14 protein-coding genes are annotated in these 16,592 nt (G+C 61.4%); 10 read left to right on the forward strand and 4 right to left on the reverse strand.

From position 1 onward, the window contains the following. Positions 1–312 precede the first annotated feature (312 nt). The 4 genes from CLAM6_RS10305 to tdh all read left to right on the forward strand — a co-directional run bounded on the left by CLAM6_RS10305 (position 313) and on the right by tdh (position 6,444). Positions 313–2,010: a BCCT family transporter gene (locus tag CLAM6_RS10305; RefSeq protein ID WP_153636002.1), complete on the forward strand. Its 1,698-nt coding sequence runs from the start codon at positions 313–315 to the stop codon at positions 2,008–2,010. A gap of 364 nt (positions 2,011–2,374) precedes the next feature. After that, complete coding sequence (locus CLAM6_RS10310; RefSeq protein WP_153636003.1) at positions 2,375–3,913, forward strand: BCCT family transporter; 1,539 nt, start codon at positions 2,375–2,377, stop codon at positions 3,911–3,913. 270 nt (positions 3,914–4,183) lie between these two features. Continuing rightward, positions 4,184–5,422: a glycine C-acetyltransferase gene (locus CLAM6_RS10315; RefSeq protein WP_153636004.1), complete on the forward strand. Its 1,239-nt coding sequence runs from the start codon at positions 4,184–4,186 to the stop codon at positions 5,420–5,422. Continuing rightward, on the forward strand, positions 5,419–6,444 hold the full coding sequence (gene tdh / locus CLAM6_RS10320; RefSeq protein WP_153636005.1) for an L-threonine 3-dehydrogenase: 1,026 nt from the start codon (positions 5,419–5,421) through the stop codon (positions 6,442–6,444). The genes CLAM6_RS10315 and tdh overlap by 4 nt, the downstream gene beginning before the upstream one ends. 15 nt (positions 6,445–6,459) lie before the next feature. On the opposite strand, the gene CLAM6_RS10325 is transcribed toward tdh, so the two are convergent. Next, the gene (locus tag CLAM6_RS10325; RefSeq protein ID WP_153636006.1) at positions 6,460–7,401 is read right to left on the reverse strand and encodes a LysR family transcriptional regulator; all 942 of its coding nucleotides are present in this window, start codon (positions 7,399–7,401) and stop codon (positions 6,460–6,462) included. Between the two features lie 130 nt (positions 7,402–7,531). Here CLAM6_RS10325 and CLAM6_RS10330 point away from each other — a divergent pair, with 130 nt between their 5' ends. From CLAM6_RS10330 to CLAM6_RS10345, 4 genes are all read left to right on the forward strand, one after another. Beyond that, positions 7,532–7,984 (forward strand): DoxX family protein, encoded by a 453-nt coding sequence (locus CLAM6_RS10330; RefSeq protein WP_131432257.1) that lies wholly within the window; start codon positions 7,532–7,534, stop codon positions 7,982–7,984. A 61-nt stretch (positions 7,985–8,045) separates the two neighbouring features. Continuing rightward, a complete protein-coding gene (locus CLAM6_RS10335; protein ID WP_153636007.1) occupies positions 8,046–8,771 on the forward strand; it encodes a pirin family protein in 726 nt (241 codons plus the stop codon). 281 nt (positions 8,772–9,052) lie between these two features. Further along, positions 9,053–9,493: a YkvA family protein gene (locus tag CLAM6_RS10340; RefSeq protein ID WP_153636008.1), complete on the forward strand. Its 441-nt coding sequence runs from the start codon at positions 9,053–9,055 to the stop codon at positions 9,491–9,493. A gap of 175 nt (positions 9,494–9,668) precedes the next feature. Continuing rightward, positions 9,669–10,352, forward strand: a complete 684-nt coding sequence (locus CLAM6_RS10345) for a hypothetical protein (protein WP_153636009.1) — start codon at positions 9,669–9,671, stop codon at positions 10,350–10,352. Positions 10,353–10,554: 202 nt separating this feature from the next. Here CLAM6_RS10345 and CLAM6_RS10350 read toward each other — a convergent pair whose 3' ends face one another. Further along, on the reverse strand, positions 10,555–11,517 hold the full coding sequence (locus tag CLAM6_RS10350) for a DMT family transporter (protein ID WP_082388906.1): 963 nt from the start codon (positions 11,515–11,517) through the stop codon (positions 10,555–10,557). 757 nt (positions 11,518–12,274) lie between these two features. On the opposite strand from CLAM6_RS10350, the gene CLAM6_RS10355 reads away from it, so the two are divergent. Together CLAM6_RS10355 and CLAM6_RS10360 are read left to right on the forward strand one after the other, a co-directional pair. Next, positions 12,275–13,969 carry an L-lactate permease gene (locus CLAM6_RS10355; RefSeq protein WP_153636010.1) on the forward strand — a complete coding sequence of 565 codons (1,695 nt, stop codon included), beginning with the start codon at positions 12,275–12,277 and terminating at the stop codon, positions 13,967–13,969. 198 nt (positions 13,970–14,167) lie between these two features. Continuing rightward, the gene (locus tag CLAM6_RS10360; protein WP_153636011.1) at positions 14,168–15,109 is read left to right on the forward strand and encodes a 2OG-Fe(II) oxygenase; all 942 of its coding nucleotides are present in this window, start codon (positions 14,168–14,170) and stop codon (positions 15,107–15,109) included. 111 nt (positions 15,110–15,220) lie between these two features. Here the strand turns inward: CLAM6_RS10360 and CLAM6_RS18100 are convergent, their stop codons facing one another. Then, on the reverse strand, positions 15,221–15,859 hold the full coding sequence (locus tag CLAM6_RS18100; RefSeq protein ID WP_153636012.1) for a DUF1294 domain-containing protein: 639 nt from the start codon (positions 15,857–15,859) through the stop codon (positions 15,221–15,223). 26 nt (positions 15,860–15,885) lie between these two features. Beyond that, complete coding sequence (locus tag CLAM6_RS10370) at positions 15,886–16,455, reverse strand: DUF2628 domain-containing protein (RefSeq protein ID WP_153636013.1); 570 nt, start codon at positions 16,453–16,455, stop codon at positions 15,886–15,888. Between the last annotated feature and the right edge of the window lie 137 nt (positions 16,456–16,592).

Genomic DNA, 16,592 nt, shown 5'->3' on the forward strand with positions numbered 1-16,592 from the left:
TAGTCTGGAAAGGCGCACCCCTCGGCCTTACAGCCGGTTGCGCTGCTGACAGGAGGCAGACAGCAAAAGCGCCCAGCCAGGCACGCATGACGCACTCTGCGCTCTCGAGATTGGCCATCCCCGGCCTTGGCCTGATCGAGAACCCCATCCCCCACTTTAGCCACTGGCTTAGCCCCTACCGCTTTCGCACTCAAGGCCTCAAGGCACTCAGGCTGCAGCAGGAGCGACGCTCAAACAGTAATTAGAACGACAGCTCGAACAGCATTAGAACGACAGCTCACACAACAACTACAACAATTCAGGAGTCTTCTCATGGCAGCGACAGACCATGATCCGCTCGGTGATCCCGCACCACACCCTTCGCAGAACAATGCCCTCACGGCACATATCCAGGTGGAAACCAGTGGCCCGCTCAAGGGCATGCACAAGGGCATGACCCTGACCTCGGCCGGCCTGTTGCTGGCGTTCGTCGTCGGGGCTGGCCTCTCTCCCGATGGGGCAGCCGCCATCTTCGGTGCCGCGCGCAGCTGGATCGAACATACCTTCGGCACCTACTACCTGGTGCTGGTGGTCGCGATGATCGCCCTGTCGCTGGTACTGGTGTGCTCACCGTGGGGCAGCCTGCGCCTCGGCCCCAAGGACAGTGTCCCGGAATTCTCGCGCTTCACCTGGATCTCGATGTTGCTATCGGCAGGTGTCGGCATCGGCGTGCTGTTCTTCGGTGTCGCGGAGCCGATGTTCTATTTCGACAACTCCGGTGGCTTCGGTTACCCCAACAACCCGCATGCGGATCTGGCCGGCGCGACCGCCATGGATCACGCCCGCGCCGTCGAGGCGCTCAAGGTGGCCTTCTTCCACTGGGGGCTGCATGGCTGGGCGATCTACGGCATGGTCGGCATGACACTGGCCTACTTCGCCTATCGCAAGAAACTGCCGCTGGCGCTGCGTTCAGCGCTCTATCCGCTGATCGGTGATCGCATCTACGGCCCGATCGGCCATGCCGTCGACATCATGGGCGTGCTGGGCTGCGTGTTCGGTATCGCCACATCGCTGGGGCTGGGCGTCAGCCAGATCGCGGTGGGCCTCAATCGCCTCACCGGTCTGGATGCCGGCATCGGCACCCAGCTGGCGCTGATCGTCGCGATCAGTGCGATCTCGATCGCCTCGGCGGTCTCCGGCATCAAGCGCGGAATTCGCTTCATCTCCGAGCTGAACATCGGCGTGTCGGTCCTCGTGGTCGGCAGCTTCCTGATCGGTGGCCCGACGCTGTGGCTGATCTCGCTGTTCGGCGAGACGCTGCTGGCCTATCTGCGCGATGTGGTGCCAATGGGACTGTGGGTCGCCGAGACCGCGGGAGAAAACAGCTGGCAGGTCGGCTGGACCATCTTCTACTGGGCCTGGTGGCTGGCGTGGGCGCCGTTCATCGGGCTGTTCATCGCCCGCATCTCCAAGGGCCGCACCCTGCGTGAATTCATTCTGGGCGTGCTGATCGCCCCGCCGCTGATCATCTTCATCTGGCAGGCGCTGTTCGGCGGTACTGGCCTGTATCAGGAGCTGACGGCCAGCATGGGGGCCGGCAGCGGCGAGCTGATGACGCTGGTGCGCAACTGGAATCTGCCCGAAGCGCTGTTCGCCACCGCCGATGCCCTGGCGGGCAACAGCGTGCTGAGCGTCATCCTGTCGTCTCTACTGATCTTCCTGTTGATCAGCTGGTTCGTCACCAGCTCGGATTCCAGCACCCTGGTAGTCACGACCATCCTGTCGCTGGGCGATGAAGAACCGCTGGCGCGCCACCGCATCTTCTGGGGCATCTGCATCGGGCTAGTGGCCGGTACGTTGCTGATGGCGGGCGGGCTCAAGGCGCTACAGACCATCCTGATGGCCGCCGCCCTGCCGATGAGCTTCGTGATCTTGGCGATGACGCTGGGCCTTCTGGTGGCGCTATGTCAGGAATCCGGCATCGCCCTCATGAAGCTCGGCAAGCCGAAGCCGGACAGAAGCCAGGCCTGAGCTCGAGGCTGAGAGTAAGCCTGAACCTGTGTCAGCCCCCATATAAAGCCTCACTGGCATGACATGCTCTGCCAGACCGGTCCTGCCCACCCCCACTCGCCGAGCCATCCCGTCACAGGGGCGGCTCGGCGAGTCGCGTTGGGCAACACATCAAGCTCATGCCTGCCGATATCGCGCTGGAGTGGGCCGTCATGTCGCAACAAGCCAATTAGTTGTCGTGCATATCCAAAACTGCTTACCCAGTACGGATAGTCTTATGAGGTCCTTGCCATTCACAGGAGCTCAGCATCGGCCTCTTCAACGCGTCACCTCATCCCCGCATCACGTTGCCAGCCACGACAATAACAACACCAGGACTCGCACAATGACCCACCACTCGCCCTCTGCACAGCCTGCTTCTGATCAATCCGCGTCTGAACAGTCCGTCTCTGGACAGTCCAATCATGAACAACAGAACACGCACTCCGCTGACGACATCTGCGGGCTGGGAAACTCGACCTGTGGCAAGGAGCAGTACCTGACCTCGATCGCGACCGTCTGCGTGATCGCGCTGCTGATCGGTGCCGCCGCCCTGTTTCCCCAAGGATTTCTGGCCAGTCTCGACCTTATCAAGGGCTCGGTGATCGGCAACTTCGGCTTCCTGTTCACCTGGCCGGCCTTTGCCGTCTCGCTGCTGCTGGTCGCGGTCTGCTTTACCCCGCTGGGCAAGCTGCGCTTCGGCGAAGGCGACCCTGAATTCCATACCCTGAGCTGGATGGGCATGCTGTTCGCCACCGGCATGGGCATCGGCCTGCTCACCTGGGGCGTGCTGGAACCCAAATATCACACCGATGCCGGCCTGAGCACCGACATGGCGCTGCTCAACGCCTTCAATCACTGGGGCCTGCTGGCCTGGGCCGGTTATCTGGCCATCGGCGCGCTCTTCGCCCACGCCATGTACAACATGAAGATGGCCAAGCCCGCCGAAGAACTGCTGGGCAACGGCCTGTGGAGCAAGCTGAACCTGATCAGCCTCGTCGTTTCCACCGTCATCGGCCTGTCGCTGTCCTTCACCTACGCGACCACCCCGATCCAGCAGGGGCTGGTCAAGCTGGTCGGCATCGAGTTCAGCCCGACCCTGATCATCTGCGTGCTGGCCGTGTGCGCCATCATCTCCTCCGCCTCGGGCCTCAAGCGCGGCATCAAGTGGCTGAGCAACTACAACACCCTGTTCGCGATCATCCTGATGCTCGGCGTGCTGGTGCTGACCGTGCCCGGCGATATCCTCTCCACCTTCGTGCGCCTGGTGCCGGAATACCTGCTCAAGTACCCCGCGATGGCCACCGATATCGGCCTGGGCGACCCAGAGCGCAAGACATGGCTGACAGACTGGCTATATGCCTTCGAGGCGGCATGGTATGGCTGGTTCATCTTCACCGGCGTCTTCATCGCCCGCATTTCCAAGGGCCGTACCCTGCGTGGCATGGTGCTGGGCGTGATGCTGGTGCCGACCCTGTTCTCGTGCCTGTGGTTCGTGGTCTTCGGGCTCGGCAGTCTGAGCCTGGGCGTCGATGACGTGTTCAAGCTGATCGACACCATCGACAGCAGCGGCCTGCTGTCCCTGATCCTGACGCTCAACATCCTGCTGTTCTTCATCACCAGCGCCGACTCCGCAGGCCTGGTGTGCGAGATGCTGACCGTCAAACGCTCACGCGCCTTCTGGATCGTCTCCATGGCGGCACTGGCCGTCGTGGTCAGCTGGCTGGGCGGCGATGTCTACAAGACCCTGCTGAGCCTGATCTCGGTCGCCGCCATCCCGGTCGCCTTCGGTATCTTCGCGCTGGTGATCGCCTTCGTGATCCGTGTACGCCGTGATCGCGCCACCCGCACCATCCCGGCAGCGGCGCCACTCACCCAGCGCTGAACCGCCATGGCGTGAGAGGCATCGCAGCGCGCACTGACGCAATGCAGTCTGTCCAAAACAACGGCCCTGCCCTCTAACGAGGTGCAGGGCCGTGTCACGTCTGCTGCAGACCCTTTCCCTCCCCCGACGCTCACGCGCCCTTGTCGGCATACGCTCTAGCAGACCACTATGCTGTCAGTAACAGGTTGACCGTCTCTGCGAACAAGACGGCTCAAGCAGACCGAGCCCAGCGGTGACACCCGACAGTGTGACGGACCACAGGAGCGACGCATGCCAGCCAGTTTCCACGACCACCTCAGCCGTCAGATCAATGAGCTGCATGAAGAAGGTCTCTACAAGCAGGAGCGCGAGATCACCTCGCCCCAGTGTGCCAGCCTGCGGGTCGCGGGCGGGGGTGAACACGAGGGGCAAGGGTCGGAGGTGATCAACTTCTGTGCCAACAACTACCTGGGCCTGGCCGATAGCCCCGAGCTGATCGCGGCCGCGCAACAGGCGCTGGAGCGTGACGGCTTCGGCATGGCCTCGGTGCGCTTCATCTGCGGCACTCACCATCAGCATCGCGTGCTGGAAAAACGCCTCGCAGCCTTTCTCGGCATGGACGATGCCATCCTCTATTCCTCGTGTTTCGACGCCAATGGCGGCCTGTTCGAGACACTCTTCGGCCCTGAAGACGCCATCATTTCCGATGCGCTCAATCACGCCTCCATCATCGATGGCGTGCGTCTGTGCAAGGCAAGCCGCTATCGCTATGCCAACAATGACATGCGCGAACTCGAGGCCCGTCTCAAGGAAGCGGACGCCGCCGGTGCACGCTTCAAGTTGATCGCCACCGACGGTGTCTTCTCGATGGATGGCGTGATCGCCAACCTCAAGGGCATCTGCGAGCTCGCCATACGCTACGATGCGCTGGTGATGGTGGATGACTCCCACGCCACCGGCTTCGTGGGGGCCAACGGGCGTGGCAGCCACGAATACCATGACGTGATGGATCAGGTCGACATCATCACCACCACCTTCGGCAAGGCACTGGGCGGGGCCTCGGGCGGCGTGACGGCCGCGCGCGGGCCCATCGTCGAGTGGCTGCGCCAGCGCTCGCGCCCTTATCTGTTCTCCAACTCGCTGGCACCGCCCATCGTGGCGGCGACTCTCAAGGCACTGGACAAGGTCGAGGACAGCGCCGAGGCGCGCCGTAAGCTTTGGGAGAACGTCGAACGCTTTCGTCATGGCATGCAGGAGGTCGGCTTCACCCTCGCGGGTGCCGGTCACGCCATCATTCCGGTGATGATCGGCGATGCACGCTTGGCGGGCGACTTCGCCAATCGCCTGCTGGAGGCCGGCATCTACGTGATCGGGTTTTCCTACCCGGTGGTGCCCAAGGGACAGGCGCGCATTCGCATCCAGATTTCGGCGGCGCATACCCCGGAGCAGATCGAGACGGCCATTGCCGCCTTCACGCGCATCGGGGGCGAGATGGGCGTGATCGAGTCCACGACGGGAGGTGATGCATGAAGGCGCTGGCTAAGCTCAAGGCCGAACCCGGCATCTGGATGACCGAGACGGCCGTGCCGGAAATCGGCCACAACGATGTGCTGATCAAGATCCGCAAGACCGCGATCTGCGGCACGGACATGCACATCTATCAATGGGATGAGTGGTCGCAGGCGACCGTGCCGGTGCCGATGGTCACCGGTCATGAGTATGCGGGGGAGATCGTCGCACTGGGCAGCGAGGTGCGTGGCTACGAGATCGGCGACCGTGTCTCAGGCGAAGGGCACATCACCTGCGGCCATTGCCGCAACTGCCGCGCGGGGCGTCGCCATATATGCCGCAATACCGAAGGCGTGGGCGTCAACCGTCCCGGCGCCTTCGCCGAATACCTCGCCCTGCCCGCCTATAACCTCTTCAAGCTGCCAGATGAAATCAGCGATGACCTGGCGGCCATCTTCGACCCCTTCGGCAATGCCGTGCATACGGCGCTGGCGTTCGATGTGGTCGGCGAGGACGTGTTGATCACCGGCGCCGGGCCCATCGGCATCATGGCGGCAGCGGTCATCCGCCATATCGGGGCTCGCCACGTGGTAATCACCGACGTGAATGACTATCGGCTGGCACTGGCCGAGCAGATGGGCGCGACGCGTACCGTCAATGTCAGCCGCGAATCCCTGCAGGAGGTGATGGCGGAGCTCGACATGCATGAAGGTTTCGATGTGGTGCTGGAAATGTCCGGCGTGCCTTCCGCCGTCGAGCAGATGCTCGACGTCATCAATCATGGCGGCAAGATCGCCATGCTGGGCATTCCGCCCGGCGAGATGGCCATCGACTGGACCAAGGTCATCTTCAAGGGACTGACCATCAAGGGCATCTATGGCCGCGAGATGTTCGAGACCTGGTACAAGATGGCCAGCCTGATCCAGTCAGGGCTGGATCTCTCGCCCATCATCACCCATCGCCTGGGCGTCGCAGACTTTCAAGAGGGCTTCGAGATCATGGGCTCCGGTCAGTCGGGCAAGGTGGTGCTCGACTGGGGCTGAGGGCGCTTGCGCGATTCAGTCTCCACACAAGTCAGTCGCCGGCGCGCGCGGCAACAGCCCGAAGGCCTCGCCCATGCCGGGGGCGGCAAGGCGCTCGAGGAACCACTTGAGCGCCTTGCCATGTCGACCACTGCGCCAGGCGAGCGAGAGATCGATCGGCGCGCGCGCCGTCTCCAGCTGCAGCAGTGCCAGACTGCCCTCCTCCAACTGGCGATGGATTCGATGCAGCGGCAGATAGCCGACCCCCAGCCCCTTGCGCTGGACCTCGATCTTCTGCGCCGTGGTCTTGACGATGATCTGGCTGCGGCCATCCAGCAAGCCGGAAGAATGGCCGGGCAGGCTGCGCGAACTGTCCGCCACGATCACGGTGGGATATTCCTGCAGCGCCTCGATGGCAATCGGCTCCGCCATCCGGGTCAGCGGATGATCTGCCGCCACGGCGAAGACCGGTTCTATTGCGCCGAACCGCCGGCACGCAAGCCCAGACACCGGTGGCTCGCCAGGCGCGCCGATCACCAAATCACAGCGATTGTCGTGCAGCGCATCCCAGGCCCCCGCCATCACCTCCTCACTCAACACCACCCGCGTGCGCGGCTGGATGGCCTGGAATTCCTCCAACAGCGGATAGAGCGCGTCCGGATCAAGAATGGTATCGACGCAGATACGCAGCTCGACCTCCCAGCCGGCTCCCGCCTGACGCGCCAGCGCCGTCATCTCCTCGGTGGCCAGCAGAATGCGCCGCCCATGCGCCAGCACCAGGTGGCCCGCATCGGTCAGCTCGGCCTTGCGGCGCGAGCGATCGAACAGCGGCACGCCCAGCTCTTCCTCCAGCTTCTGGACCGAATAGGAAATCGCCGAGGGCACGCGATGCAGTGTCTCGGCGGCCGCGGCGAAACTGCCGCGCCGCTCGATGGCATCCAGCACGCGCAGGGCGTCGAGTGTGATGGGTGAGACCATGATTCAAAAATTCTGATCATTGAGACCAGAATCCTCCGTTATTTTTTTGATAAGCCACATTCTATAGTAGCTCTATCGATCAAACACACTGATCTGAAAGACCTCATATCCCTGATCAAGGGAGCCACACATGTTCAAGTCTGCCCTCTCTCGCCTGATGACCACCGATTCCAGCCTCGCAAGCCTGGTGCTGCGCGTCCCAACCGGCATCATCTTCATGGCCCACGGTTCACAGAAACTGTTCGGCGCCTTCGGCGGCTACGGTCTGGAAGGCACCGGTCAGTGGATGGCCTCCATCGGTATCGAGCCCGGCTATCTGATGGCGCTGCTGTCCGGCAGCGGCGAGTTCTTCGGCGGACTGGCGATCCTGATCGGCTTGCTGACACGTCCGGCGGCTGCCGTGCTGGCCTTCACCATGCTGGTCGCCATCCTGACCGTGCATATCGGCAATGGGCTGTTCGCGAGCAACAATGGCTACGAATACGCGCTGGCACTGCTGACCATCGCGGCGAGCCTGGTGATCACCGGCGGCGGCAAGCTGTCACTCGACCGTCTGCTGAGCCCGGCCAGGCACGATTCATAAGCCTGCTGAAGGCTGGCTATTCATCACTCAATGCGCGCCCGCACAGTCTCAGGAGGTTGCCATGCTCACGTTACGCCCCGGCAATGAGCGCGGCCATGCCAGGTTCGCCTGGCTGGAGAGCCGCCATAGCTTCTCCTTCGCCAGCTACTACGACCCGGCTCACATGGGCGTCTCCGTGCTGCGCGTGATCAACGATGACCGCGTGGCGCCGGGCGCGGGCTTCGATCCGCACTCGCACAGCGACATGGAAATCATCAGCTATGTGCTGTCAGGCAGCATCGAGCACCGCGACAGCATGGGCTCACGACACACCCTGGGGGTCGGCGAAGTCCAGCTGATGAGTGCGGGGACGGGCATCGAGCACAGCGAGTACAACGCCTCGTCCCGCGAGCCACTGCGTTTTCTGCAGATCTGGATCACGCCACAGGCCAAGGGGCTGCCGCCGCGCTATCAGCAGCAGCCCTTCGCCGCCCGCGACGGCCTTACCCTGTTGATCGCACCACCGGCGCAAGCCGCGCCTGGGGTGCTGACCATCAATCAGGATGCCCGGATGTATCGCATCGGCCTGCAAGGAGATGACGAGCAGCGCACAGCACTGGAACTGCCGCTGGACGCAAGGCGCCGCTACTATCTGCACGTGATCGAAGGGTCCACGCGCTTGAGCGCGGAGGATGCGCATAGTGTCTCGCTTGGCGCAGGCGACGCCGTGACGCTGGATCAAGCATCACGGCTCGCGCTGAGCGAAGCCCACCGGCTGCATGCCCTGCTGTTCGACCTGCCCACCTGAGCCGTTGATGCTGACCAATTCCTGATAGCCAAAAAAGACGCCGCCTCCCTGCCCAGTCGATACGGGTGAGGAGGCGGCGTCTTTCTGTCTGTCATTGCCAGCACGCAGCGGCTCACAAAGCGCTCCACAGAACGACACATGGAGCGATCCCCGAAGTGACTCACGGAGTGAACCATGGAACGACGCAACCCGCACAAAGTCACATGGTAGAGTAAGACCTGCAGCGCGAAATATGAGCTTGGCAGCCATTGCCGACACCTTCAGATGACGGAGACAGCGCCATGACGAATGAGACCATCATCGCCGCCGAGCCGCCTGAGACACTCAGGCTGCCAGCACCGGATCAGGTAGCGCAGACGGGCGATGGCAGCCGTCCACACCAGGAGGCCCTCGACGCCCATGCCGAGGACTACTCGGAGGCCGGCTTCTGGCGCAAGGTGAGCGGCGCCGCCAGAAAGGCCGGCAAGCGCGTGCTCAACCCCGCATTTCGCATGTATTTTGCCGCCCAGGACCCCGATACGCCTCTCTGGGCGCGCACCACCATCTATGGGGCGCTGGGCTATTTCATCTCGCCCATCGACGGCCTGCCCGACTTCACGCCACTGCTTGGCTACACCGATGACCTGACGCTGATGGCGGGTGCCGTCGCCATCGTCGCCGCGCATATCAAGCCGGAACATTCCACGCGCGCGGAGACGACGCTCAAGCGCTGGTTCGATTGAGCTGGCGCCTCTTGCGACTCTTCACATATACAAATGCAACAATATTAAACAAAAGTTAACAATGGTTGAAAGGCGTTGTCTGGCCCGTGTTTAGCCTTGTGACATGCGCATGTTACGGTGAGCGACAACTTCGCCACGCCCGAGAATTCGTCATATGCCCGTCACTCGAATGCCCATGCCATTGATGAAACTCGCTAGCGCGGGCATTGCCCTCATGGTGCTGGCCGGCTGCGTGTCGCGCGCGCAGATCGATGTCCCGAAGGTCACGCCGGTGGAGGCGCAGGCCTACCAGCACAAGGTGTTCTATTCCGACGTCTATTACAGCCAGCCACAGGCCAACCTGTTTTCCGGCGCAGCCCAACAGGCCATGCAACCACTGGGCAACATCAAGCTGTCGCGCATCTGTTCACCGGCAATGACCCACTTCAATCAATTGCTGCGTGAGCAACTGCCCGCGTCTTCGCGCATCACGCATGATGCACGTGCCAGCGACTACCGCCTGCAGGTGGAAATCCAGGCCCATGAGAATCGTGGCCCTGTCTATCTTGATTACCTGATCGCCCAGAACCTGACCAAGAATCTGCTGACCTTCGGTGTCGCCAATGAAGATTTCGATATCATTGCCGATTTCGATGTCCAGTATCGTCTCTACGACAAGAACGAGCAGTTGCTGTTCAGCAAGGATTACGCCGTTCAGGACTCCGTGCCGCACCAGGCAGGCAACTTCGACTTCGGTGATCGCATCTTCCTGCCGGCCCAGAACATGATGAAGAAGTACCTGCTGCTGACGATGAATGACTTCTTCGTCAACGCCAGTCGCCCGAGCCCTGAACTTGCCGCCGTGCTCAGCGATAGCTGACGGCGAGGCAAATCCAGCACGCACGAGCTCATGACAACCGTAAACACGACAACGCCTCGTCAGCCATGCTGACGAGGCGTTGTCGTGTTTCAGGCCCCTTCATCCCTTCGCTATTGCCCTCGAGACTTGCACATCGTGTACCGCGCGGCATTCAGCACGATCGCGAGCAGAATGAAGACATCAGTTCAGGACTCAAAAGGCGTCATTGACTTGTCTGTTCCGTCTGCTTCGCCTGCGCGTCTCTTGAGGTGTCCTTGCGCAGCCCGAGTGGCATGCGCAGCAACACATCCGGGCGATTCTGCGCCAGGCTCAGCACCGTGATCGCGAGCAGAATCAGCACCATGCCACCTATCTGCATGGCATCCAGCCCCTGTCCCAGAATCAACAGGCCGTAGAGAGTGGCAGTGATCGGCTCGATCATGGCGACGATGGAGGCGACCGAGGGCAAGCTATGACGCAGCCCGGCAATATAGCAATAGAAGGACAGGCCACCGCCCACCAGCCCGAACAGGATGAAGACCCACCACTCATCGGCGAAGGGCACCGCAATCGCCTGTCCCATGTCCGTGAACGGCACCATGATCAAGGTGCTCAAGCCCAGCGCGATGGCCAGGATGCCCGGCACACTGCCATGCCGCGAAGCGGACTTGAAGGCAAAGATGAACACGGCATAAGACACGCCCGCCAACAAGCCAAAGGCGATGCCCAATGGGGTGACAGAGGCAGAGCCGGATTGCAGCACGCCTGTCAGCAATACGATGCCGATCATCACCACCACGATCGACCCCAACTTGACCGGCGTCGGTTTCTCGACCCGCGCCAGGAAAGAGGCGATATAGACAAAGATGGGCGCGCTGTACATCAGCGTGGCAGCCACCGCGACGCTGCTTTCATTGACGCTCTTGAAATAGAACATGAAATTGCCGGCGACACCCAGCCCCGCCAGCAATGACCACCCCAACAGACCACGCGTGGAGTCGGCCGGGCGCTTGTGATAGCCCAGCAGAAACATCCAGCCCAGCATGCAGATGAACCCCACCATGGCGCGCCAGAACGAAATGACTTCGGCCTGCCAGCCCCACGACATCAACTGACTTCCCAGCCCACCGGTAATCCCCCACTGGAGGGCTGCCAGAATGACCAATAACGTGCCCCATTGTGCCATGCGCTCTCCATAGACGTGATTGATTGAGGAAAGACAGCGTAACAAGACACGCCCACACCCTGTAAATATACACAGCCGGCTTATTTGTACTTTCTTTTATTTAAATGGCATCCAATTGTTATTCACAATCAGCCAACGAAAGTTAAACTTGAAAACCTGTCGCCAATGCATGACAGACATGACGGCTACTAGTGACTTGTCACTGAATCGTGCGCGACTTCTTGAATAATCAGTGGATATATCCTTGTCTGAACAGGTCTTGATTTTGCCCATCATCTCGAGACAATGACGACCACCAGAAAGAGGGGATTCACGCAAGCCAGCAAGGCGTGAGCCGCCCTTATGGACCGCAAGACACCCCCACCCGACCAGCTTCTTGTTCGCCATTCCTCCTTCTATTGGGGCGCTTGGGGCACGTGAAGCGCGTGACATGCAGATGTCATTGGCCGGACACCCTTCCTGTCACGCTCAGAAAACAGACGCCTCTCACCCGGTAAACTGCCGCCTTTTAGTCTAATAAGCTGACCTGCTGCGCGTGATGAGTAGGCTGAGACACCTCACAGAGTCATTGACTATCAATGAGTTGGCGCAAATAAACCTCGTGATCATCACTGGTAATACCAGATGACCTCAAGTAGCAGAAACAAATGGACTCTCTTACCTTGAGCTAGCGTCAGGTGCGACATAATCACGCACCCACCAACAACAAAGACTTATAAAACGACGTTCGCCACGCAACATAGGGAGTGTGCTGCAAATGAATCAGTCGCTATTGGCACTATTGGCCTTCGTGCCATTGCTGCTCGCCGGGGTGCTGTTGATCGGCTTTCGCATGGCCGCCCGCCTCGCCATGCCCATCGTCTTCGTGGTCACTGCACTGATCGCCCTGCTGGCCTGGGACATGACCTTCACTCGTGTCCTGGCCTCGTCCCTACAGGGGCTGATACTGACGGTCGCGATCCTGTGGATCATCTTCGGCGCCCTGCTGCTGCTCAATACCCTCAAGCATTCCGGCGGCATTGCCGCGATACGCAACGGCTTCTCCGGCATCAGCCCGGACCGCCGCGTACAGGCCATCATCGTCGCCTGGCTGTTCGGCTGCTTCATCGAAGGTGCCTCCGGCTTCGGCACCCCTGCCGCCGTCGCCGCCCCCTTGATGGTGGCGCTGGGCTTCCCGGCCCTGGCGGCGGTCGTGGTGGGCATGATGGTGCAATCGACGCCGGTCTCCTTCGGTGCGGTCGGCACGCCCATCGTAGTCGGGGTCTCCGGTGGCCTCGACAAGGCCGGTGTCAGCGAGACACTGGCCGCGAATGGCTCGAGCTGGGACGCCTACTTCCAGCTGGTGACCTCTGAGGTCGCCATCACCCACGGCATCATCGGGATCTGCATGCCGTTGATCATGGTCGCGGTAATGGTGCGTTTCTTCGGCGCCAATCGCTCCTGGCGTGAAGGGCTGGAGGTCGCGCCCTTCGCGCTGTTCGCCGGTGTCTGCTTCGTGGTGCCTTACGTACTGGCGGGCATGCTGCTGGGGCCGGAATTCCCGTCGATGATCGGCGCCATGGTGGGGCTCGCCATCGTGGTACCCGCAGCGCGCAAGGGCTTTCTGCTGCCCAGCCGGACCTGGGACTTCCCGAACGCAGACAACTGGCCCGCAGAGTGGATCGGCAAGCTGGACATGACACTTGAGCCCGTCGAGGGCCGCAAGCCGCTCTCGGTCGGCATGGGGTGGCTGCCGTATGTGCTGCTCGCGGTGCTGCTGGTGATGTCGCGCGTCATCGCGCCGATCAAGGAGGCGCTGACCTCATGGAGCTTCGGCTGGAGCGGCATTCTCGGGGAGGCTGACATCTCCGGCAGCCTGCAGCCCTTGTACCTGCCCGGCGGTATCCTGGTGGTCGTGGTACTGCTGACCATCGTGCTGCACCGCATGCGCATGCGAGACGTCAGTGCTGCCGTCAGCGAATCCAGCCGCACCATCCTCGGCGCAGGCTTCGTGCTGCTGTTCACGATTCCGATGGTGCGTATCCTGATCAATTCCGGCGTCAACGAGGCGGATCTGGTGTCGATGCCGGTGGCGATGGCGCAGTTCATCGCCGATAGCGTGGGCGATATCTATCCGCTGTTCGCGCCGAGTGTCGGTGCCCTCGGGGCCTTCATCGCCGGCTCCAACACCGTCTCCAACCTGATGCTGGCCGATTTCCAGTTCAACGTCGCCCAGGCCTTGGGCATCTCCAGCACCATGATGGTCGCCCTCCAGGCGGTCGGCGCGGCTGCCGGCAACATGATCGCCATCCACAACGTGGTAGCCGCCTCGGCCACCGTCGGCCTCCTGGGTCGCGAAGGCGTCACGCTTCGCAAGACGATCCTGCCGACGCTCTACTACGTGATCTTCGCTGGCATCATCGGCATGATCGCCTTCCACGGCCTGGGGGTGGTCGATGGCTTGATGAGCTGACAGCGCGCCTCGTATCACTCTGGCAAACGACAGCAGGCCCGCATTGTGTGCGGGCCTGCTGTCGTGTGGAGATCATCAACAGAATATTGAATGTGTTTACTCCAGGGGCCTGTTTATCAACAAGGCACGGCGTAATAAATTGCCCAACATCGCCGAAACGGCAGCCTTCATGTCGCAAGTTTCTGGAGCAGACATCCCATGACCCATTCTGTATTGCACCCTACCCGACTACAGCAGACCCGGTTGCAGCAGGCCCGCGAGCTTGAACTTCCTTCCCGCGAGGCCATGCTGCGGCGCGCCCCCTCCGTCCAGCAATTCTGGGACAGCCATCGTCAGCTGCTGAGTGACGCCTGGCGTGAATGGGAAGCCGTCGAGCAAGACGACCTCGCCATCCTCGATAGTGGATTGATCGACGAAGCGCTGCGCACTGCCGTCAAGCAGGCGTGGGAAAATCCCGAGCGCGAGACGGACGTCAAGGCGCTGATGACAGAAGTCGCCACTAACGTCTATCAGTTCCAGCTCTTCGATGTCGAGCGCATTGCTGATCTGCGCAACATGCTGGAACAGGCATGGGACGCCGGTATTCCGTTGCGCCCGCCCTACGGCATCGTGCTCAATCGACGCGGCGCCATGCTCGACCGTCGCTCAGAGGGTTATCTGGCGGCACCGAGTTTCCAGGCGTTCTATCAGCAGCTGGTGGACACCTACATGCGCCCGATCTCGCGGCTGCTGTTCCCGGAAATCATCGGCTACGACAGCCAGTCCTTCGGCTTCTCGATCCACTATCAGCCCACCACGGACGCCTCGATTCGGCCGCATACCGATGCCTCGTCCGTGACTCTCAACATCAACATGAACCTGCCCGACGAGACCTTCGAGGGCTCTGAGCTGGACGTCCTGGACGCCGCGAGCGGCGACGCAGTGCGCTTCTCGTTCACGCCCGGCTCGGCCATGCTGCATCGCGGTAATGTGCCGCATGCCGCGCAGCCGATCACCAGCGGCCAGCGCTCCAACCTGGTGCTGTGGCTGTATGGTGAGCGAGGCCAGATACCGCCACAGGGCGCCCAGCGTCGGGCGATACCTGCCAGAGACCGCTGGGTCGCCTCGAGCTCCGAACAGGATGATTTCGCACCGTTCTGATGGCCAGCGTGCTTTACTGGTAAACATTAGTGAGCAACAACGACAAAGGGGGTCTTTGATAGGCCCCCTTTGTCGTTGTCATGCGCTCGATAACGCCGCTCAATCATCCGCTCATGACCACCTGATCATGGCCTCGCCTGCCATGACGGGAAAGCCGAGCAGGTCACGAAGGGACGCGGCATCCGGCGAGAGAGTCAGCCAGCTCACGGCGGCGATATTGAGCAGTACCGCACACCAGAACACGAACTGGTAGCTTGTCTTGCGCGTCTTGTGACGCAGGCTCTGCTGGGCGATCAGCGCCCCCGGCCAGCCACACAGCAGCTCCATGAAGTGCAAGGTATCCTCGCGAACTCTCTGTTCACTCTCAGCAGCGGCCAGTTTATCTACCCGATACGCCATGTACGCCACCAGGCTCATGCCCAGATACGCTGCAGGCAACATCCATGGCAGACGCTCCTGCCACCAGCCCGCTCCGAGTACGACCATCACGGCTAACGCCACCAACCATGCAAGCCACACCCCGATAGAGGTGGTGGAAGCTCCGGCCCCATGGGTGCGAAAGCGGATGGCACGTGGGCGATTGTTATCATCCATGCCCAACTGATAGTGCACCTGCGCGCTGGCCTTGGGTCGCCCGCGCCCCTGGTAGGCGCTGATATGGGCAAAGACATCCTTGCCACCCGACGCCGGAGTAATGAAGCCAAAGCCCTTGTCATCGTTCCAGCGCGTCAATCGTCCTTGAAGGTTCATCGTCTCATCTCTTCCCGGTCCGGCCCTTAGCCGATGAAGGTGCCCGTGGTGTTGCCGCCGCCCTTGCCACTGGCGCCACCATTGCCGTTGTCGTCGTCATCTCTTTCATCTCTTTCAACTCTGTCACCCCTGCCATCCTTACGCTCACGCTCGGTCTCCCGCTCGTCACGCTGATCGCCCCAAGGGTCCTGATCCTGAGAGCGAGCGCTGCCTTGTTCATGATCGCGGATATCGGCAGCAGAGGCCTTTTGCGAATTGGCGTACACGGCGAGCGCATCATCGGGGTTGCGCGCCGAGACCTGAGCCTGCTCTTGATAGCCTTGGGTTTCCAGCAGGCTCGCGTACCACAGGTTGCCCTTGAGGCTGATGGTCAAGTTGAGGCCCAGGAACAGGATATTGGAGATCAGTTGCCCTCCCTGCGTCGCCGGAATGAAGACCGAGCTGAGCACGATGAAGCCGAACAGACTGGCCGCCAGCAGCCACATGCGCTTGTAGAGCGCCCAGAACAGGCCGAAGAAGAATGCCGGCCACGACCAGCCGATCTTGACGGCACGCGTCCCGTGCTCGGGATGCGTCAGAATACGAAATGAAGCCATCGTGAAAATCCTTGTCTGTGATGCCGAGCGGGCAACAAGCTGCGACAAGCTCGGATAAATGACACACGCTTCGTACTATACCGCCAGCCACTTGTCAGGACCATGAACTGATCTATCGCTATCTCACTGATTCTCCT

The organism is Cobetia sp. AM6, from assembly GCF_009617955.1.
In the GTDB taxonomy this organism is placed as follows: Bacteria; Pseudomonadota; Gammaproteobacteria; order Pseudomonadales; family Halomonadaceae; genus Cobetia; species Cobetia amphilecti.